Source organism: Arthrobacter sp. BL-252-APC-1A, assembly GCF_009696625.1.
Taxonomy (GTDB): domain Bacteria; phylum Actinomycetota; class Actinomycetes; order Actinomycetales; family Micrococcaceae; genus Arthrobacter_B.
Genome location: NZ_VULS01000003.1, coordinates 190960 through 210747 on the forward strand (window position 1 = coordinate 190960; position 19788 = coordinate 210747).

Here is a 19788-nt window from a genome sequence, read left to right on the forward strand (position 1 = left end):
CGGGGGAACTTCCATGCGCAGAATCCTGCTGATCATTCTCACCGCGCTGCTGGCGCTTGCCGTGCCGGCGGCTCCGGCTTTCGCCGTCGAGCCGGTGGACATCATCGTGGAGGACACCGCCGGTGTCCTGGACCAGAACACGCTGCTGCCGGCCCTGGAGCAGATCCAGTTCCGCGACCCGACGACCGTTGCGATCTACACCTACCGCGGTGACCCGAACGCCGACTACCAGGACGGCGACACCGTTACGAACGAGGAGACCCTCCGGTTTGCCCGCGAAGAACATCCGGAATGGATCAGCGCTGACGGCCAGAAATGGGCGGACGGACTTTTCATCTTCACGCTCGACCCGGACGGGCGCTGGATCGGCACCTACTTCGGCGAGGACCGCAAGGTGGACAGCGACCAGGCGCAGGACATCCGGGACGAGGCTGCGGAGCTCTTCCGGGATGCCCAGTGGACGGACGGCACGATCGCGGCTGTGCAGGAGGCAGCCAAGCTGATCAACCGGCCCTGGTACCTCAACCCGGCAACGTGGATCGCGGGCGGCGCCCTGCTGCTGGCAGCTGCAGGAACCTGGCTGACTATCGTGGCAGTGCGGCGCAACCGGCTGAAGACCAACCGTGAGCTGATCGCCAAAGCGGAGAAGTCCTATGCCAATGTCAGCATGGACTTGGAAGCCACCGAGCTGAACGCCAACACGATTCCCGCCGACTCGCGCTACGGCGCCAAGGTGCTGGAAGAACACCGCACCTTCAGAACCCGCTACAACACGGCTACCGAGCTGGGAAACACCGTGCGCGCCTTCAGCAACAAGGACCTCAAGCGGGGCAAGACGCGCAAACCGGTGGAGGAATTCGCCGAACTCGCCACGTCCCTGGACGGTATCGATGACGTCATAGCGGACACCAATACCCTGCTGAACATGGGTCCCGGCTGGCAGGCGGCCTGGGACCGGCAGGCGCAGCCGCTGCTGGGCGAGCTGGAGAAGCTGGAGGACCTTTTCGAGCAGGACCATACCGGGAACACGGCCACCGCCGCAGCGCTGCTCGCTTTCCGCACCGAGTGCCGCCGGCGCCTGCAGTCCGCCGCGGCGGGCCTCGCAGACGGTTCCCTGCCGCCCGAAGCCGCACTGGACATCATCCGGGATTCCGGCAGCGAACTCGCCGGCCTGCTCAAGAACCACTCGGAGACGGTTATTGAAAAGGCCGCGAAGGACAGCTCCGAGAAGAAGCTGATGCGTGAAGCACTGGAAGCAGAACGCAGCCGTCCCCGGCGCTACCGGGACGGATACCGCCCGGGCATCCTGGACACCGCCTATCCCAACTACTTCTGGTCGGTTGCTTCCTTCAACGCCGGCGTCCAGGCAGGCAACGGGAAGATCGAATCGGCACGGAGCTCGGCGTCCGGGTCGTCCTCCGGCTACGGCGCCAGCGGCGGCAGCTTCAGCGGTTCAGGAAGCTCTTCGCGTTTCTAGCGTCGTGGAGGGCCCGGGGCGCCGCCGGCGGACCGGTTCGTGGCCTTCCCCCGAGGCGTGGCGTCCTTACGGGACAGACACCGGCCGTGGACACCGCACAGCCCGCTGGCTAGGGTGTTCGGCATGAACCCCGTGGACCCCACCGCTGCCCTGCTGGATGACTTCTCCCTGGAAATGACAGGCAAGGACGTGCCTGCCCTTCGGGAAGCGCAGGACGCACTGCCTTCCGGTACGCGCGTCAACGTGACCTTCCTGGGCAACGAGGACCTGCCCATGCGACTGGCCGCCGCCGCGGCCGTGAAGGCGGCCGGCCACGTCCCGGTTCCGCATATTTCAGCCCGGCGGCTTGGCTCGGCCGCTGAACTCGAGAAGTTCCTCGGCGCACTGGCGGAGGCCGGTGCCGTGGAGAACGTCTTTGCGGTCGCCGGCGACCCGGCCGAACCGATGGGCCCCTACGCCGATTCGCTGGCCGTGATTGCCTCCGGCCTGCCCGCTGCACACGGAGCCAGGCACATCAGCATTTCCGGCTACCCGGAAGGGCACCCGGACATCGACAACCAGACGCTGTGGTCTGCACTGGAGCAAAAGCTGGCAGCCATCCGGGACCAGGGGCTGGATGCATCGATCATCACCCAGTTCGGCTTCGATACCGCGCCGGTGCTGGCGTGGCTGGAGGAACTGCGCAGCCGCGGCATCGACGCCCCGGTGCGGATCGGGGTGCCCGGGCCGGCCGGCGTCAAACGCCTGCTGGGCTACGCCCGGCGGTTCGGCGTCGGGACCTCCGCCTCCATCGCCCACAAATACGGCTTCTCCCTGACCAACCTGCTGGGCACCGCGGGCCCGGACCGTTTCCTGACCGAACTGGCAGCTGAACATGATCCGGGCCGGCACGGGGTGGTCAAGCTGCATTTCTACACGTTCGGCGGCCTGCGGCCCACGGCGGAATGGGTGCGAAGCTTCCGCGGCTATTAAACAGATCCGCTCCGCTTTGTAACCTCCGCTCCGCCGCGTGGCGGAGCGGAAAGCACAAAGCGGAGCGAACCCGAAGTTACGTAAGACCGGGTGCTAGTCCTGGGGCAGCAGCTGGTCCATGTTGGGCAGCTCCTCAACCAGTCCGCGGTCCTGGGAAATCCGGGCAACCTCTTCGACCGAAGCCCGGTTCACCGAGGTGGCATACCGGGGCAGGGTCAGCTGCTCGATGACCTCGGGCTGGAGTGAGGTGTAGGTGGGCAGAACGGCCCGCACCTTGTCCGGATTCTGCTCTGCGAATTCCTGCGAAGCGTTCATTGCCCGGACGAATTTCTCCACGATCTCAGGGTTCTCCTGCACGTACTGGTCGGACGTGAAGTAGACGGCCACGGTCAGGTCATCCACCGGCTCCGCGTAGTTGGAGAAAACCGGCACCGCGCCGTCGGCCGCGGCAATAGTGACAAAGGGCTCGACGGCGGCAACCGCGTCCACGGTCCCCGCGGCCAGCTGCCCGGAGAGTTCGGGGAACGGGATCTCCACGAACTCGATGCTCTCGTAATCGCCGCCCGCCTGCTTCACCGCCTCCGAGATGGTGGAGTCGGAGATGTTGTTCAGGGTATTCACGCCGACCTTTTTGCCGGCCAGGTCCGTGATGGTCTCAATACCGGAATCAGGCAGCGTCATCACGGAAGCGAAGTCAGCGTCGGTATCCCCCGTGGAGCTGCCGCCCGGTGCAACCATCTGCACCGGAAGGCCCTTGGACCGGCCCACAATCATCGAAGTGATGTTGGAGAAACCGAAGTCCATCTGCCCTGAGGTCACGGCCGGAACAATTGCCGCTCCGCCCTGGGCCAGCGTCAGCGTGACGTCCAGGCCCTCATCCTCGAACAGTCCTTCCTGGACACCAAGGTAAATCGGAGCAACGTCAACGATGGGAATGACACCGACCTCGATTGACGTCAGCCCTTCTGCCGCCGCGCCTGACGCCGCTGTCTCCTCACCGTCTGAGAGTGAGCCCGAACCGCAGGCCGTCAGGCCAAGCAGCGCCGCCGTTGCCGCTGCCGCCAGCATTTTCCCCATGGGTGTGCCTCCTTGTCTCAGGCACGGTCAAGCCGCACCAAGCATGTGATGTAGCACACACTATCTATCCTGATAGGCATTAGCCAGCACTACCTGCGGACCCGGGGAAGGGTCTCGACTTACCTATGTCCATAGATATAAAGTCGGCGGCACCGGCGCAGGCCGGATCCCGTCCCACAGAAACAGAGGTTCACCGTGGCACCAAAGAATCTGCAGGAAGTCCTCGACGCGTCCAACGGAGTTGTCGATCTGCTCCGGAACTCACAGATCGGCGCCTACATCTATCCGGTGGTGGCTCCCGAGTTCACCAACTGGCGCAGCGAGCAGCGCGCATGGCGTGAGAGCGCCGTACTGTTCGATCAGTCCCACCACATGGACAACGTCTTCATCAAGGGCCCGGACGCCCTGAAACTCATCTCCGACACCGCCATCAATTCGGTGGCGAACTTCCCGGTCAACAAGGCCAAGCAGTACGTGCCGACGACGCCGTCCGGCCACGTAATCGGCGACGGCATCCTCTTCCACCAGGACGAGGACGAATACGTGTATGTCGGCCGTGCGCCGGCCGCCAACTGGCTGCTCTTCAACGCCGAGACCGGCGGCTATGACCTGGACATCGAAGTGGACCGCCGTTCGCCGTCGCGTCCCATGGGCAAGCCGGTCAATCGGCGCTACTGGCGTTTCCAGATCCAGGGCCCCAATGCCTGGTCCATCATCGAAAAGGTCAACGGCGGCTCACTGGAGCAGCTGAAGTTCTTCAACATGGACACGATGAACATCGGCGGAGAACGTGTGCGCACGCTGCGCCATGGCATGGCCGGTGCACCGGGGCTGGAAATCTGGGGAGACTATGCTTCCTACGACAAGGTGCGTGATGCGCTGATGGAGGCCGGCGCCGAGTTCGGCATGGCCGCCGTTGGGGCCCGCGCCTACCCCTCCAACACCCTGGAGTCCGGCTGGATTCCTTCTCCGCTTCCGGGCATTTACACGGATGAGAGGCTTCGGCCGTACCGCGAGTGGCTCGGGGCAGACAGCTATGAAGCGACCAACGCCGTCGCCGGCAGCTTTGTCTCCGAGGACATCGAAGACTACTACCTGACCCCCTGGGAACTCGGCTACGGCTCGTTCGTGAAGTTCGACCATGACTTCATTGGCCGTGAGGCACTGGAAGCAATGGACCCGGCTGCCCAGCGGCGCAAGGTGACCCTGGACTGGAACGCCGAGGACCTTGGCACCATCCTGACGTCGCAGCTGGACACCGAGAACACCCCGTACAAGTACTTCGACCTGCCGTTGGCGAACTATGGATCCTCAAACTATGACTCGGTGATCGACGCCGACGGGAACGTGGTGGGTGTTTCAATGTTCACCGGCTACTCCGCGAATGAACGCCGCGGTTTGTCCCTGGCAACCGTCAACCCGGATGTCCCCGAAGGCAGTGAACTGCGCGTGGTGTGGGGAGAGCCCGACGGCGGCACCGCCAAGACCACGGTGGAACCGCACCGCCAGATGGAAGTCCGTGCAGTGGTCAGTCCGGTGCCGTACTCCGAGACCGTGCGCAAGGACTACCAGGGCGGCTGGCGCACCGGATACACCGGAGCCTAAGCCGCGCTGAACCTCAAAACCATGCATCAAGGAGGCCGGTCCCCCCCCAACGGTCCGGCCTCCTTCGGTTTAGCTGTGCCGGTTTAGTGAAAACCCGCTCAGCTGCGAACGATGATCACGTCCAGGGTGCGAGGACCGTGTACGCCTTCGACTCGTTCGAGCTCGATATCGCTGGTGGCGCTCGGACCACTAATCCAGGTCAGCGGCCGGGTGCCGTCCAGCCGCCGCAGTGCCTCGGGCAGGATCATGGTGATGTCCCCGGCGCGGACCACGCAGACGTGGTGGTCCGGGATGAGGGAAATGGCGCGGCGGCCCTGGCCCTCGCTCCCGTCCAGGATGATGGTCCCGGTTTCCGCCACGGACACGGCGCTGCCGGTCACGACGGCGCTGGTTGCGTCCAGGTCCGCCACGCTCAGCGGTGCCTGGCGGGAGTCGTTGCGGCGCCGGTTCGGCTTGGCGGCGTCGGCATCGGCCAGCCACGCTTCTTCGATGCCCTGGGGCACGACGTAGCTGGATGCTTCCCGGAGCAGCTCGGCAACGCGGGGGGCTACGCCGGCTTCATCGACTACGGTGACCCCGGCCTTGTAGTCCTCCAGCCGGTCCACGAGCACTGAAATGCGCTCTTCTTCGGGGGCGTCGACACCGGTGCGGTAGTTCCGCGGCACGTCGGGAACCGCCGGAGCATCCTTCAATGCCCCGCGGAGGCGTTCCAGGATCTCTTCGCGTGCGCTGCTCATGACCGCTTCTCCCCCTGCGCTGCCGTGCCGGCTGCTGCGCTTCCTTCGTGTTCCTTGGCCCACCAGTCCCGGAAGGACTGCGCGGGAGGTGCCGGAATGTCCCGGCTCTGGGTCCAGCCGGCGGCGATGCCGGGCAGCTTGGTGATCTTGCGTTTCCGGCCGGCGGCGAGCTTGCCCAGCGGCAGGCCCTTTTCCAGCAGTCCCAGGTTGCGGCCGCGGGAGAACGCCCAGGAAGCGCCCTTCATCAGCAGGTCCATCTGGGTGGGGACCTTCCTGGTGCCGCGTTTGCTTTCGACATCCACGGAGCGCAGGTGGACCAGGATTTCGGGGATGTTGATCTTCACCGGGCAGGCGTCGTAGCAGGCACCGCAGAGCGAAGAAGCGTACGGCAGGGAGTTGTTCTCCTCGGACTTGATGCCCGTCATCATCGGGGAAAGGATCGCGCCGATCGGTCCCGGATAGGTGGAGCCGTACGCGTGGCCGCCGGTGCGTTCGTAGACCGGGCAGACGTTCATGCAGGCGCTGCAGCGGATGCAGTGGAGTGCCGAACGGCCCATCTCGTCCGCCAGGGCAGCGCTGCGGCCGTTGTCCACCAGGACCAGGTGCACGTTCTGCGGGCCGTCGCCTTCGGTAACGCCGGTCCACAGCGAGGTGTAGGGGTTCATGCGCTCACCGGTGGAGGACCGCGGCAGCAGCTGCATAAAGACTTCCAGGTCCCGCCAGGTGGGCAGCAGCTTTTCGACGCCCATCACAGTGATGAGGGTTTCAGGCAGCGTCAGGCACATACGTCCGTTGCCCTCGGATTCAACGACGGCGAGGGTACCGGCGTCGGCGATTGCAAAGTTGGCACCGGAGATGGCCACCTTCGCGGAAAGGAACTTGCGGCGCAGGTGGGCGCGGGCGGCCTCGGCGAGTTTGGCAGGCTCGTTGGTGAGGTTGGGGTCGACCTCCGGCATTTCACGCAGGAAGATGTCCCGCACCTGCGTGCGGTTCTTGTGGATGGCCGGAACCAGGATGTGGCTCGGCTTGTCGTGGTCCAGCTGGACGATCAGTTCCGCGAGGTCAGTCTCATATGCGGCAATGCCCTGCTCTTCGAGGTATTCGTTCAGGCCGATTTCCTGCGTGGCCATGGACTTGACCTTCACAACCTCGTCCACGCCTTCGGCGCGGATCAGGTCGCGGACAATCTCGTTGGCTTCGTCTGCGTTGCGGGCCCAGTGGATCACGCCGCCGCGCGCGGTGAAGTTGGCTTCGAACTGCTCCAGCAGCTCAGGCAGCCGTGCCATAACGGATTCCTTGACGGCGCTGCCGGCATCCCGCAGGTCTTCCCAGTCCGGCAGTTCGCCCACTACCCGAAGCCGCTTGTCGCGGATGGTGTGGGTGGCGTGCCCAAGGTTGGCACGGAGCTGTTCGTTCTTCAGTTCCCGCCGGGCAGCGGTGGGGAAGGATTCGACGGCGTTCAGGTTGCCCTGGCCGTAGACGGGCAGCGTGGGCATTCCCAGATAGGTGCTCATCGGGCAGCCTTTCCGCTGACCAGGACGTCGCCTGTAATTGAAACCGGATTCTCCCTGGTGCTGGCCAGGATCTCGGCGAAGTGCAGCGTGGTGACGTCGCTGCCTTCGCGGGAGAGGCCGCCGCCAATGTGCAGCAGGCAGGAAGCATCGCCGCCGGAGCAGAGGGAGGCTCCGGTGGCTTTGACGTTCTCAGCCTTGTCCGCCAGCATCGCGGAGGAAACGTCCGCATTCTTCAGCGAGAAGGTTCCGCCGAAGCCGCAGCACTGGTCGGCCTGCGGGAGCTCGGCAACTTCAATACCGCCGACGCTCTGCAGCAGGTTTAGCTGGCGGTCGCCCAGGCGCAGCAGGCGCATGCCGTGGCAGCTGGGGTGGTACGTGATCTTGTGCGGGAACCAGGAGCCAAGCTGCTCAGCGGCGTTGGTCACCCCGAGCACGTCGGTCAGCAGTTCGGAAAGCTCGTAGGTCTTGGCACCGACTGCTTCGGCCTGTGCTTCGAGTTCCTTATCCCCCGCGGAACGGGCGACCATCGGATGCTGGTGTTTCACTGACCCGACGCAGGAGCCGGAAGGTGCGACGGCGACGTCGTAGTCAGCCGGGTTGAAGGCAGCTACGTGGTTGCGGACAACCGGCACCGCTTCGGGCAGATAGCCCGAGTTGACGTGCATCTGGCCGCAGCAGGTCTGGCCGGACGGGAACACCACCTCGTGTCCCAGCCGCTCCAGGATGGTGACAGTGGCGCGTGCCGTGCGCGGATACATCGCATCCACGATGCAGGTGGCAAATAGTGCAATTCTCATCGGTGCCTCTCAGCGGGGATGCCCCGGAGCTCGTGTGGTCAGACCATACTAGGCACGTTGCTTGCAACACACCAAAGAGCCAAGGGCGGGTGGCCATGATCACACGCACCGCGCGAGTGCGCTAGAGTTCCATGGTCTGACCATTGTGGTCAGACCACCTTCCTACCAGTTCACCACTCCCGGAGGTCCCCTGTGGATCACTTCACCGCCACCACCGACCCGGTATTCGGCAGCGTTGCCGCATCCGCCATCGTGGCACTTATCCCCCTGCTCACTTTCTTCATCCTTCTGGCGTTCGTGAAGGTGAAAGCCCATGTGGCGGGCGGTCTGTCCCTGCTGGTGGCCATCGCCGTCGCCATCTGGGCCTTCAAGATGCCGGCCGGCCTGGCACTGCTCTCCGCGACCCAGGGTGCCGTCTTCGGCGCGTTCCCGGTGGTCTGGATTGTCATCATGGCCATCTGGCTCTACCAGATCACCGTAGTCAGCGGCCGCTTTGAGGACCTCCGAAGGGTCTTCGACGTGATCGGCGGCGGAGACGTCCGGATCCAGGCGATCCTCGTGGCGTTCTGCTTCGGCGGCCTCCTGGAGGCCCTGGCAGGCTTTGGCGCCCCCGTGGCGATTACCGCAACCATGCTGGTTGCCCTGGGCCTGAAGCCGATGAAGGCAGCCGCCGCCGTTCTTGTTGCCAACACGGCGCCGGTCGCGTTCGGTGCAATGGCGATTCCGATCACCACGGCAGCCAACCTCACCGGCCTCGACGCGGACCACATCGGTACCGTCGTTGGCCGGCAGGCTCCCCTGCTGGCCGTAGTTGTACCGCTGATCCTCGTCTTCATCCTTGATGGATTCCGAGGCATGAAGGAAACCTGGCCCGCCGCCGTCGTAACCGGTGTTGCCTTCGCCGGCGCACAGGTGCTGTGCTCCACCTTCTTCTCCTACGAACTGACCGACATCGTTGCAGCCCTGGCCGGACTTGGTGCCGCCGTCGTCTTCCTGCGGTTTTGGCAGCCCAAGGGCCTGGAAGGTGCCCGGGTCCGGATGGGCCTGCCCGCCATGGCCCTTGCCGGTTCCGGCAGCACCGGTTCCGCTTCCGGCTCCGCCGGCCGCCCCGCTGCCGTCCGCGACGAGAACTCGCTGACCGGCTCCCGTACCTGGCTGGCCCTGTTCCCGTACTTCCTCGTGATCATCATCTTCGGCATCGCCAAGCTCTGGAAGATCGGCGTGGACATTCCCGCTTTCCTGGCCTCCACCGACATCAAGGTGCCGTGGCCGATCCTGCACGATCGCCTGGTTGACGCCGCCGGCGAGCCTGTTTCTTCCACGATCTACACGTTCAACTGGCTCTCCACCCCGGGCACGCTGCTGCTGATCACGGGCCTGATTGTCTCCTTCGTGTACTCCAAGTACGACGACGGCGGCCGCTACCGGATGACCGTGGGCAACGGCGTGGCCGAAATCGGCCGGACCGTCTGGAACATGCGCTGGGCAGGCCTGACCATCCTTTCGGTGCTGTCCCTGGCCTACGTCATGAACTTCTCCGGGCAGACCGTCTCGATCGGCACCTGGCTGGCTGGAACCGGCGCGTTCTTCGCCTTCCTCTCCCCCGTCCTCGGCTGGGTTGGCACCGCCGTGACCGGTTCGGACACCTCCGCCAATGCCCTCTTCGCCCGCCTGCAGCAGACCGCAGGCATTGAAGCCGGGATCGATCCAAACCTGCTGGTCGCCGCTAACACCACCGGCGGCGTCGTTGGCAAGCTCATCAGCCCGCAGAACCTGGCCATTGCCGTCACCGCCGTGAAGCTGGACGGCCAGGAATCGGTGCTCCTCCGCAAGGTTGTTGGCTGGAGCGTTGCCCTGCTGCTGGTGCTCTGCACCGTCGTCTTCCTGCAGTCCACGCCGGTCCTCGGCTGGATGCTCCCCTAGTAACCACGGTCCTGGGCTGCTTGCCTTTCAAACCGCCGCTACCGGCCGGGAACCTGCTGCCAGGGTCCCGGCCGGTAGCGTTTGCATTTGTGTCGTGCCTTGTCAGCTTGGGCACGGCCAGCTCCCACAACATGTAAGGATGTTGCAGTGACTCTCCCGGATCCTGCTCCCCTGCCGCCCCGCCGCAGCTACGACCTGCTGCTGCAGAACATCGAAGCCGACCTGCGCTCAGGCGCCATCAAACTGGGCGACCAGCTGCCCGGAGAACGGACCCTGGCGGAAACCTACGGCATCTCCCGCGCGTCGGTGCGGGAAGGGATCCGCATCCTGGATGCCATGGGCGTCCTCCGCTCGTCCTCCGGTTCCGGCCCCAAGTCCGGTGCAATCATCGTTTCCGAGCCCTCCGCAGGACTGTCCTCCGCGCTGCGCCTGCACACGGCCAGCAGCCGCCTGTCCGTTGAGGACATTGTGGAGACCCGCGTGCTCCTGGAGACCTGGGCCGCGCAGGCTGCTGCCGAGGCACCGGACAGCACCGGCAAACAGGCCTCCCTGGACCGCGCCCGCGACCTGCTTGAAGCCATGGACCGGCCCGAGCTGGACCGGGACACGTTCCACACCCTGGATGCCCGCTTTCACGTGGAGCTCAGCTCCCTGGCCGGCAACTCGGTCATCGAAACCATGATGGATTCCCTCAGCGGCGCCATCCGCGGCTACGTCAAGGAGGCCATGGACAACTTCGATGACTGGCCCCGCATCCTCACCGCCCTGCGCGAACAGCACCACGGGATCTACGACGCCGTTGCTGCCCGCGACGGTGTACTGGCCGCTGAGCGGCTGCGCGAGCACATCACCTGGTTCTACGCCCAGATTCCGCCCCGCGAGGGGTAGGTTCCTGCGGGGTTCGCTGCGTGGGGCTTTGGGTTTCCGATCAGCCCGGTTTCCCTCCGTTCGGGGACATCCCTGCCAGTTTGTGATTTTCCTGCGGCGCGCCGCGGCAGGAAAGTCCCGAAGTGGCAGGGCAGTCCCAAAGTGCAGGGAAACCCGGGCGCATGCACCATCCTTTGGGGAGACAACGCTCCCGGACGCCCCCGATCCCCATGAATCTGCCGAGCGACCCCGGTCCAACCCCGATCCAACCCCGATCCAGCCCCGAATCAGCCCCAGACCCCACGCCCTCCTGCAGGTCAGCCGCAAACCCCACCCCAACTACGGGGGAAAGCCCCATGGCGGCGCCCGCCCCCAGATAGCAAGCTGGAGTCATGACCAACACCTACGCCCCCGAACCTGGTGCAGTACCGGGATCCCGCCCGGCAGCAGTGACGCAGACTCAGCCTCGCCGCCCGGCTTTCTTCCGCAGAGCCACCTGGCGTGCCTTCGGGTACCACGGCGTCACCTTGCTTCTGGCTCCCTTCGCGCTGGCCTACGCCGTGACCACGGTGTCCCTGGGTGCACCCCTGCTGGTGACCGTAGTGGGTCTGGTTATTGTTGCCGCCATGGTGGTCGCCGGCAGGTACTGGGGCACCGTCAACCGGAGCCTCACGTCGTCACTGCTCGACAGGCACATCGACGCACCGCCGCCGTTCACACCCCGGCGCGGGTTCTTTGGCTTCCTGTGGTCCGGGCTGGCCGACACAGCCGGGTGGAGGGCAATCGCCCACATGGTCGTCAGCTTCGTCACCTCGGTAACGGCCGCGGTCCTCAGCATCACTTTCCTGGTTACCGGCCTTGGCTGCATGACCCACTGGTACTGGTCGCAGTGGCTGCCTGCCACGCAGGCGTCGGACGGTTCCTGGCACCGCGGCAGCATGATTGCCCCGGATGTGTTCGTGGAAGGGTTCTGGTGGCAGGCAGCCTACGTTGGAGTGGGCGTGCTGATGACCTTCGTCCTTTGGCCGGCTATCAACAACGGTTCCGCCCGGCTGCAGGCTGCACTGACCGCTGCGCTCCTGGGCCCAACAGCTGCACAGGTCCGGGTCCGTGACCTGGAGGCCAGCCGCAGCAGTTCCGTCACCACAGCCGACGCCCGGCTGGCCAGGATCGAGCGGGATCTACACGACGGAACGCAGGCGCAGCTGGTTGCCATTGCCATGAAGCTCGGGGATGCCCGGGACCGCCTCTCCGCAGGTGAAACGAACGAAGACCTGCAGCGCCTCCTGGACAGTGCACACGGAACTGCCAAGGATGCACTGGCCGACCTCCGCGGAATCGCCCGCGGCATCCGGCCCGCAGTGCTAAATGACGGGCTCGACGCCGCACTCGAGTCTCTGGCCGCGACGTCGCCCCTGCCGGTGGAACTGGACTACCGCCTGGTGGTGCGGCCGGCCCCCGCCGTCGAAGCCATTGCGTACTACTCCGCGGCGGAGCTGGTCACCAACGCGGTGAAGCACTCGCGCGGCTCCGCCGTCCGCATTTCAGTCGCCAGCGAGGGCGGGCAGCTGGTTCTCAACGTCAGCGACAACGGAACCGGCGGCGCCAATCCGGCAGCCGGCAGCGGGCTGGCAGGCCTGGCCGAACGCGTCCGCACGGTAGACGGCACCCTGGAACTCGACTCCCCCGCCGGCGGTCCCACCACGGTGACGGTCCGGCTCCCCCTGGCATGAGCACGGCCCGGCATTTCCGGAGGGCGGCAGCATGGGGCAGGCTTCAAGGATGAAGATCGCGATTGCCGAAGACTCCGCACTGCTGCGTGTTGGCCTGGTGGAGCTGCTCGGCGGGCGTGGACACCAGGTTGTTGCTGCTGCCGGCAATGCAGAGGAACTGTTCACGGCTCTTGAAACCGCGGAGCCCGACGTCGTAATCCTGGACAACCGGATGCCGCCCACCCACACCAGCGAGGGAATCCGAGCGGCACTGACGCTGCGGGAGACCCGGCCGGAAATCGGCGTCCTGCTCCTCTCCCAGTACGTGGAGACCCGCTACGCCACCCAGCTCTTCGCCGGCCAGCCCCGCGGAACCGGGTACCTGCTCAAAGACCGTGTGGCGGATATCCGTGCCTTCCTGGACGCGCTCGAACGGATCCGGGAGGGAGAAACCGTCCTTGACCCGGAAGTGGTCCGCCAGCTGATGGGGGCCGGGAACACAGCGGGCCTTGGATCCCTGACTCCGAGGGAACACGACGTTCTGGAACTCATGGCGCAGGGACGGACAAATGCCGGTATTTGTGCTGAACTGTTCCTCTCCGCAGGCGCGGTGGAAAAACACATCACATCCATTTTCAGCAAGCTGGACCTAGCACCGGCGGCCGGCGACCATCGAAGGGTCCTGGCCGTTCTGCAGTACTTACAGGCCGCCTCGCCGGGTGTGGCCTGACCATTTCCCGGAAACCGGAATTCCGGAATAGATTTGAGTCGGGATAAAAGTCCCGCAGACGTCATGGATCAGGATCGTATGTCAGCCACAGCGCAGAACTTTGCCCCAGCAACCGCGTCCCTCGAGGGTGAGGGGATCAGCACCCGGGAGATCGACCGCCGGAAAATGGCGCACGATGCTTCCCACTACCTGCTGATTCCGCAGGCGGTTGCCACGCCCACGAACACTGCCGAAGTGGCGCAGCTGATGCACCGCAGCCGTGAGCTCGGCATCCCGGCAACCTTCCGCTCCGGCGGAACCTCACTCTCCGGCCAGGCCGTCAGCGACAGCCTCCTGATCGACACCCGCCACCATTTCCGGGACATCGAAGTGCTCGACGGCGGCGCCCGGGTCCGCGTGGCCCCCGGCGCGACGGTGCGCTCGGTCAACTCCCGGCTGGCAGCCTTCGGACGCAAGCTTGGACCCGACCCCGCCAGCGAGATCGCCTGCACCATCGGCGGCGTGGTTGCCAACAACTCTTCCGGCATGGCCTGCGGCACCGAGTTCAACACCTACCGGACCCTTGAGTCCATGGTCCTGGTGCTGGCCAGCGGCACCGTACTGGACACCGCGGCACCGGACGTGGAGGAGAAACTCCGCGCCCTTGAACCGGAACTTTTCGAGGGCCTGCTGCGCCTGCGCGGCCGCATCGTGGCGAACCCGGACTCCGTCGCCACCATCACCCGCCTGTTCTCGATGAAGAACACGATGGGCTACGGCCTGAACTCCTTCCTGGACTTTGAGAATCCGGCAGACATCCTGGCCCACCTGATGATCGGCAGCGAGGGAACCCTGGGCTTCGTAGCGCAGGCGACCTTCCGGACCATTCCGGCGCTGCCCAAGGTCGCCACCGGCCTGATGTTCTTTGAGTCGCTCGACGCCGCTGCCACCGCCCTGCCGGAGCTCACCGCTACCGGTCTGGCCACGGTGGAACTCATGGACGCCACGTCCCTGCGCGTCGCCCAGCAGGCAGCGGATGCCCCGCTTGAACTGCGCGGACTCCAGATCCAGGCCCATGCCGCTTTGCTGGTGGAGCACCAGGCCACTACCGCGGATGAACTCGAAGCCAAGCGGGAAGCCTCCCGGCCGCTGTTTGAGTCCCTGCGCCTCGCAGCTCCGTTCGCCATGACCTCGAACGCCCGGGATCGGGCGGGTATGTGGCACATGCGCAAGGGCCTCTACACCACGGTGGCCGGCGCCCGTCCCTCCGGCACCAACGCACTGCTGGAAGACATTGTGGTTCCGGTTCCCTCGCTGGCACGGACCTGCGCCGAACTGGCCACCCTGTTCACGGACCACCACTACCGGGACTCCGTGATCTTTGGGCATGCCAAGGACGGCAACATCCACTTCATGCTGAACGAAAACTTCAGTGATCCCGCCGAGCTCGCCCGCTACGAGGCCTTCACCGAGGAAATGGTGGAGCTGGTCCTGGGCGAAGGCGGCTCGCTGAAGGCCGAGCACGGCACCGGCCGGATCATGGCCCCCTACGTGCGGCGGCAGTACGGCGATGAGCTGTACGAAATCATGCTCGAGATCAAGCGCCTCATCGACCCGGCCAACCTGCTCAACCCCGGTGTGCTGATCAATGAGGATCCGCGTTCCTACGTGCAGAACCTCAAGATCGCTCCCACGGTGGAAAAAGAAGTGGACCGCTGTGTGGAGTGCGGCTACTGCGAGCCCGTCTGCCCGAGCAAGGACATCACCACCACACCCCGCCAGCGCATTGTGCTGCGCCGGGAAATTGCCGACGCCGAGGCCCGCGGGGATTCGGTGCTCGCCGCCACCCTGCGTGCGGACTACGACTACGACGGCGTGCAGACCTGCGCAGTGGACGGCATGTGCGGCACCGCGTGCCCCGTGCTGATCAACACCGGCGACCTCGTTCGGCGGCTGCGGGCCGAGAACACCAACAAGGCTGCCGACGCCGGCTGGAAAGCAGCTGCCGGACGCTGGGGCACCATGACCTCCGTCGGCGGCAAGGCGCTGACCTTTGCGAAGGCCGTGCCGTCGCCGCTTCCCAAGCTGGCCACCGCCGTCGGGCGTGCCATTCTCGGTGCGGACAACGTTCAGTCCTACGAGACCGTACTGCCGGCCGGCGGAACCCGCCGTGCCGCGCACGAAGACACGGACCCGGTTGCAGTGTTCTTCCCGGCCTGCATCGGCACCATGTTCGGTCCCGGCGAAGGCGGCGAAGGATCCGCCCCGGCATTCATGGAACTGTGCGAACGTGCCGGCGTGGGGGTCCGCATCCCCAAGGGCATTGAGAACCTGTGCTGCGGTACGCCGTGGAAATCCAAGGGCTTCACCTCCGGCTACCAGGTGATGACGGAGAAGGTCCTGGCCAACCTGTGGGTTGCCACGGGCGGCGGGGAACTTCCGGTGGTGTGTGACGCAGCTTCCTGCACCGAAGGCCTGGACACCATGAAGCGCCTGGCCGGTGAAAGCCCGGTCTACCCGGGCCTGCGGTTCGTGGATTCCGTGGACTTTGTCCGGGAGAACGTCCTTCCGCGGCTGGAAGTTACCCGGAAACTGGGATCGCTGGCCCTGCATCCCACCTGCTCTTCCACCCAGCTTGGTGCCAATGATGCCCTGACGGAGATTGCGGCTGCGGTCAGCGCTGAGGTCTTTGTTCCTCCGAGCTGGGGCTGCTGCGCCTTCGCCGGCGACCGCGGCCTGCTGCACCCCGAACTGACGGCGTCGGCGACCAAGCGGCAGGCAGAGGAAATCAACTCCCGGGTCTTTGACGGTTATGCCTCCTTGAACCGGACCTGTGAACTCGGGATGACCAAGGCGACGGGACACACCTACCGCCACATCCTGGAGTACCTGGCTGAAGCCACCCGCTGAGCAACGGGTCCCGCGGCACCGGGCCACTGGTGCTGCGGGGCCCGGTTAGGCTTCGGCGGCGGCCCGGGTTCGCTTAATGAGGCAGCCCCGGTGCGGCCGATCGGAAGGCGCGGCTGCGGCCGGTGCGACCGGTTCGACTAACGCGGCCGTCCGGGAGCAAAATCAAAGGAGCGAGCAGATTTTGCATCCTCCGGAGGATGAGCTTCCATGAGCAAGCCAAAAAACGGTGCCGCCCGGACCGCCGGCGCACTCGCCGTCGCGCTTGGTGTTTCGGCCGCTTCGATGCTGGCCGGGTGCGGCGTCCAGGAACCGGAACCCTACCGGACCGTGCTTCCGGCGCCGTCACCAGCAGTCAGTGTTCCCGCCACTGTCCAGGCGCAGGCTCCTGCACAGCAGTATGTGCCGGTACCCGCCCCCACCCCGGAAAGTGAGACTCCCGATCCCGGGCTGGAATCCAACGCCGGCGACCCCGCTGACAGCGGGATGCCCGGCAGCGGCGAGTCTGGCGCCGTGCCCCCGGCCCCGGCCCCGGCTCAGATCCAAATCCCGGCCCCGGCCCCGACCCCGACCCCTGAACAGCTGGAGCTGGCAGGACGGGTTGTGTGGGATCCTTCGGAACGTGACCGGGCTGCCGCTGCCCTCGCCGAGGCTGACGCCTACACTGCGGCCCACCCCGATACAGCCGAGGCTGCCGTGTTTTCCTCTATCCGCCGGGACCTGGCCTGTGGTTCCGGGGAGAACGGGACCGCCCTGGTGACAAGGGCGCTGCGGGCCGCCGGCTACACGTTCTCGGGTTTAGCGCCGCAGGACATTGTTTCGTGGTTCGCGGCGCATCCGGGGTCCGGAACTCTCGTACGTGATCCGGGAGCAGCCAGACCCGGCTCCGTGCTCCTAACCACGGGGGCGTGCGGCACCCAGACCCTGGGCGTTTATTTGGCCGACGGCCTGGCGGTGTTCGCCGGTGCTGACGTTCCGGCCAGCGCCGGTTTCACGGCGTTTGGTACGGCACGGATCGCTCCCGTGGATCAACTGCCTCCGGGCGTTCCCGCCCTGCCGGCGGATCCCGTTTACGTCCGCGTGGCTCCGTACGTGTAGCTGGCAGCCAGCTCCGGCGGGCACACGCGCCCCCTCCCACCTGCAGGAACAGACGAAAAAAGGTCTTGCATTCTTACTTTCTTCACCGTATAAAGTAAGAATGTCGTCCACCTCACATGCACCAACGGGCCGCCAGGAACTCCGGCGGATCCGGGTGGAATCCGTTGTGGGGGCCCTCCTGTCCCAAGGCCCCATTTCCCGTACCGATCTAGCTGCCGCTACCGGGTACAGCCCATCGACGGTCACCGGGATTGTCCACGAGCTCCAGGAACTGGGTTACCTCCACGAAGTGGGACAGCGCGAATCAACAGGGGGACGGCGCAGGACCCTAATGGAGATTGACCGTTCGGCAGTGGTGCTGGTGGTCGCAGAAGTCTGCCAGGGAAGCGTCAGGGCGAGCCTTGTCGATCTCGATGCCGCAGTGCTGGAGACACGCGAATTCGCTTTCAATGCCGAAGATCCGGTGTCCTCAACCGCCCAGGCTGTCTCTGAACTAGCTGCAGCTGCGCCCCGGCAGCCGGCCCGGCTGGTCCTGGCACTGCCCGGCGTGGTGGGAACCGACGGCACGGTCAGTCTCGCTCCGGACTTCGCCGCCGCCAACGGATCCCAGCTGGCCGATGAACTGCAGCGGCGCACCGGACTGGCCGTAACCGTTGAAAACGACGTCAACCTGGTGGCGCTCGGCGAGCGCAGTGCCGGAGCCGCAGCCGGCGTTGACGACCTGGTGCTAATCCACATCGCCGAAGGCATCGGAGCGACTATCCTCTCCGGCGGCAAGCTGCTGCATGGCTCCACCCGGTCCGCGGGCGAGGTTGGTTTCCTGCCTGTTGCACCCCGCCCCCTCCCCCACGGCAACCGCGGCCCGTTTGAAGCTGCCTGGAGCACTCCGGCCATTGCCGCCGCCGCCGAGTCCGCCGGGCTGGACAGCGGCGGTCCCGTGGTAGGCCGGATCTGCTCCGATCACCGTGCCCAAACGCTCTTGAATGACGTCCTGGATGCCTGGGCCTGGGCCGCCGTCGTCTGCGCCTGCGTCCTGAACCCCGCGCTCGTGGTCTTTTCCGGCGACGCCGTCCAGCTGGACGATCCGGCACGCGCAGCACTTACAGACCGCATCCGGGCAGCAGCACCTTCTGCCCCGGACGTCACGTTCGCTTCCCTTGGCGGAGCCGGCATCCTTCACGGTGCCGTTGCCCGCGTCCTCGAAGACCCCTCTGCCCTCATCACTCCCGGCGGCTAAGCCGCAGGGGCCCGAAGTTCACCTGGCACCACCCAACCCTAGGAGAAGTACATGGCTCTGCACCGCACTATCCGTAAACCGCTCGGCGCCGTTGCCGGCGGGCTCGCGCTCATGCTTGCGCTCTCGTCCTGTGGCCTGGACGATTCGTCTTCCGGGTCGGAAGGCTCAGGCGGCGAGACCCTGACCATTTACACCGCCCGGGACAAAGGCCTCGCCGAAGCAGTCGTGGCCGACTTCGAATCAGCCAACCCGGACTACGCCGGCAAGGTGGAAATCCTGACCCTTGGCGCCCAGGAAGCACTTGAACGTATCCGCGCAGAAAAGGCCAACCCGCAGGGCGACATCTGGTGGGGCGGAACCGGCCAGCAGATGAAGCAGGCAGCCACGGACGACGTCCTGGCCCCGGCTCCGGACGCCGTCGTCGAAGCCGTCCCGGAGGAACTCCGGGATCCGGATGGTCTGTGGGTGGGCGAAATGCAGCTTGCCGAGGTCATCTTCTACAACCACGACATGCTCAGCGAAGAAGAGGCCCCGAAGGACTGGGACGACCTCGTTGCGCCGGAGATGGCTGACAAGCTGGCCATCCGCGACGTCGAGGCTTCCGGCACCATGCGCAGCATTTACGCAGCGATGATCGACCGCCAGTATGACGCCGCGGGCTCCCCCGAAGCCGGCTACGAGTGGCTCGGCAAGCTCGACGCCAACACGAAGGTCTATGCCGCGAACCCCACGGACCTGTACCTGCGCGTGACCCGTCAGGAAGCAGCTGCCAGCGCCTGGAACCTGCAGGACGTCATGCTGCAGATCGAAAACCAGAACGCTCCGTTCACCCCCGTTGTCCCCGAATCCGGCGCACCCATGCTGGTAGACGGCGTTGCCAAGATCAAGAACGGTCCGGCGTCGGACGCCGCTGACGCCTTCCTCGAGTTCCTCTTCAGCGAAGATGCCCAGAAGAAGCTCTCCGAGACCTATTACCAGATCCCGTCCATCAGCATGTCCGAGCAGCCGGCCTGGCTCGCAGACCTGGACCTCGTGGAAATGAAGGTCGACTGGGACCGGATCGGGCAGAACGAATCCGAGTGGATCGGCTACTGGGCCGAGAACATCAAGGGCAAGAACTAGCCCGGAGCCGGGACGGGCGGCACACCTGCTGCCC

General features: G+C 65.6%; 15 protein-coding genes. 11 read left to right on the forward strand and 4 right to left on the reverse strand.

The genetic code is table 11. The features are described from left to right. Positions 1-13: 13 nt before the first annotated feature. On the forward strand, positions 14-1477 hold the full coding sequence (locus FYJ28_RS06105; protein ID WP_154578638.1) for a DUF5129 domain-containing protein: 1464 nt from the start codon (positions 14-16) through the stop codon (positions 1475-1477). 123 nt (positions 1478-1600) lie between these two features. Beyond that, the gene (locus tag FYJ28_RS06110; RefSeq protein WP_154578639.1) at positions 1601-2449 is read left to right on the forward strand and encodes a methylenetetrahydrofolate reductase; all 849 of its coding nucleotides are present in this window, start codon (positions 1601-1603) and stop codon (positions 2447-2449) included. A gap of 93 nt (positions 2450-2542) precedes the next feature. On the opposite strand, the gene FYJ28_RS06115 is transcribed toward FYJ28_RS06110, so the two are convergent. Continuing rightward, the gene (locus tag FYJ28_RS06115; protein ID WP_154578640.1) at positions 2543-3526 is read right to left on the reverse strand and encodes an ABC transporter substrate-binding protein; all 984 of its coding nucleotides are present in this window, start codon (positions 3524-3526) and stop codon (positions 2543-2545) included. Positions 3527-3721: 195 nt separating this feature from the next. Here FYJ28_RS06115 and ligM point away from each other — a divergent pair, with 195 nt between their 5' ends. After that, positions 3722-5131, forward strand: a complete 1410-nt coding sequence (gene ligM / locus FYJ28_RS06120) for a vanillate/3-O-methylgallate O-demethylase (RefSeq protein ID WP_326831544.1) — start codon at positions 3722-3724, stop codon at positions 5129-5131. A 98-nt stretch (positions 5132-5229) separates the two neighbouring features. Here the strand turns inward: ligM and FYJ28_RS06125 are convergent, their stop codons facing one another. Genes FYJ28_RS06125 through FYJ28_RS06135 form a run of 3 tightly spaced genes read right to left on the reverse strand, consistent with a single transcriptional unit; the run spans position 5230 to position 8179 of the window. Beyond that, positions 5230-5868 carry a LutC/YkgG family protein gene (locus FYJ28_RS06125; RefSeq protein ID WP_154578641.1) on the reverse strand — a complete coding sequence of 213 codons (639 nt, stop codon included), beginning with the start codon at positions 5866-5868 and terminating at the stop codon, positions 5230-5232. Continuing rightward, positions 5865-7382 carry a LutB/LldF family L-lactate oxidation iron-sulfur protein gene (locus tag FYJ28_RS06130; RefSeq protein WP_154578642.1) on the reverse strand — a complete coding sequence of 506 codons (1518 nt, stop codon included), beginning with the start codon at positions 7380-7382 and terminating at the stop codon, positions 5865-5867. Before FYJ28_RS06130 ends, FYJ28_RS06125 begins: the two co-directional genes overlap by 4 nt. Continuing rightward, the gene (locus tag FYJ28_RS06135; protein WP_055240123.1) at positions 7379-8179 is read right to left on the reverse strand and encodes a (Fe-S)-binding protein; all 801 of its coding nucleotides are present in this window, start codon (positions 8177-8179) and stop codon (positions 7379-7381) included. The genes FYJ28_RS06130 and FYJ28_RS06135 overlap by 4 nt, the downstream gene beginning before the upstream one ends. 192 nt (positions 8180-8371) lie before the next feature. On the opposite strand from FYJ28_RS06135, the gene FYJ28_RS06140 reads away from it, so the two are divergent. From FYJ28_RS06140 to FYJ28_RS06175, 8 genes are all read left to right on the forward strand, one after another. After that, positions 8372-10102: an L-lactate permease gene (locus FYJ28_RS06140; RefSeq protein WP_326831545.1), complete on the forward strand. Its 1731-nt coding sequence runs from the start codon at positions 8372-8374 to the stop codon at positions 10100-10102. A 147-nt stretch (positions 10103-10249) separates the two neighbouring features. Then, complete coding sequence (locus FYJ28_RS06145) at positions 10250-10990, forward strand: FadR/GntR family transcriptional regulator (RefSeq protein ID WP_326831546.1); 741 nt, start codon at positions 10250-10252, stop codon at positions 10988-10990. A 371-nt stretch (positions 10991-11361) separates the two neighbouring features. Further along, positions 11362-12702, forward strand: coding sequence for a sensor histidine kinase (locus FYJ28_RS06150; protein WP_154578643.1), 1341 nt, complete (start codon positions 11362-11364; stop codon positions 12700-12702). Between the two features lie 49 nt (positions 12703-12751). After that, complete coding sequence (locus FYJ28_RS06155) at positions 12752-13411, forward strand: response regulator transcription factor (protein ID WP_154578644.1); 660 nt, start codon at positions 12752-12754, stop codon at positions 13409-13411. Positions 13412-13489: 78 nt separating this feature from the next. Then, positions 13490-16300 carry an FAD-binding and (Fe-S)-binding domain-containing protein gene (locus FYJ28_RS06160; RefSeq protein WP_195840610.1) on the forward strand — a complete coding sequence of 937 codons (2811 nt, stop codon included), beginning with the start codon at positions 13490-13492 and terminating at the stop codon, positions 16298-16300. A gap of 207 nt (positions 16301-16507) precedes the next feature. Continuing rightward, positions 16508-17395, forward strand: coding sequence for a hypothetical protein (locus FYJ28_RS06165; protein WP_154578646.1), 888 nt, complete (start codon positions 16508-16510; stop codon positions 17393-17395). A gap of 100 nt (positions 17396-17495) precedes the next feature. Beyond that, positions 17496-18632, forward strand: a complete 1137-nt coding sequence (locus FYJ28_RS06170) for an ROK family transcriptional regulator (RefSeq protein ID WP_082413684.1) — start codon at positions 17496-17498, stop codon at positions 18630-18632. 51 nt (positions 18633-18683) lie between these two features. Further along, positions 18684-19754, forward strand: coding sequence for an extracellular solute-binding protein (locus FYJ28_RS06175; RefSeq protein WP_154578647.1), 1071 nt, complete (start codon positions 18684-18686; stop codon positions 19752-19754). Positions 19755-19788: the final 34 nt, after the last annotated feature.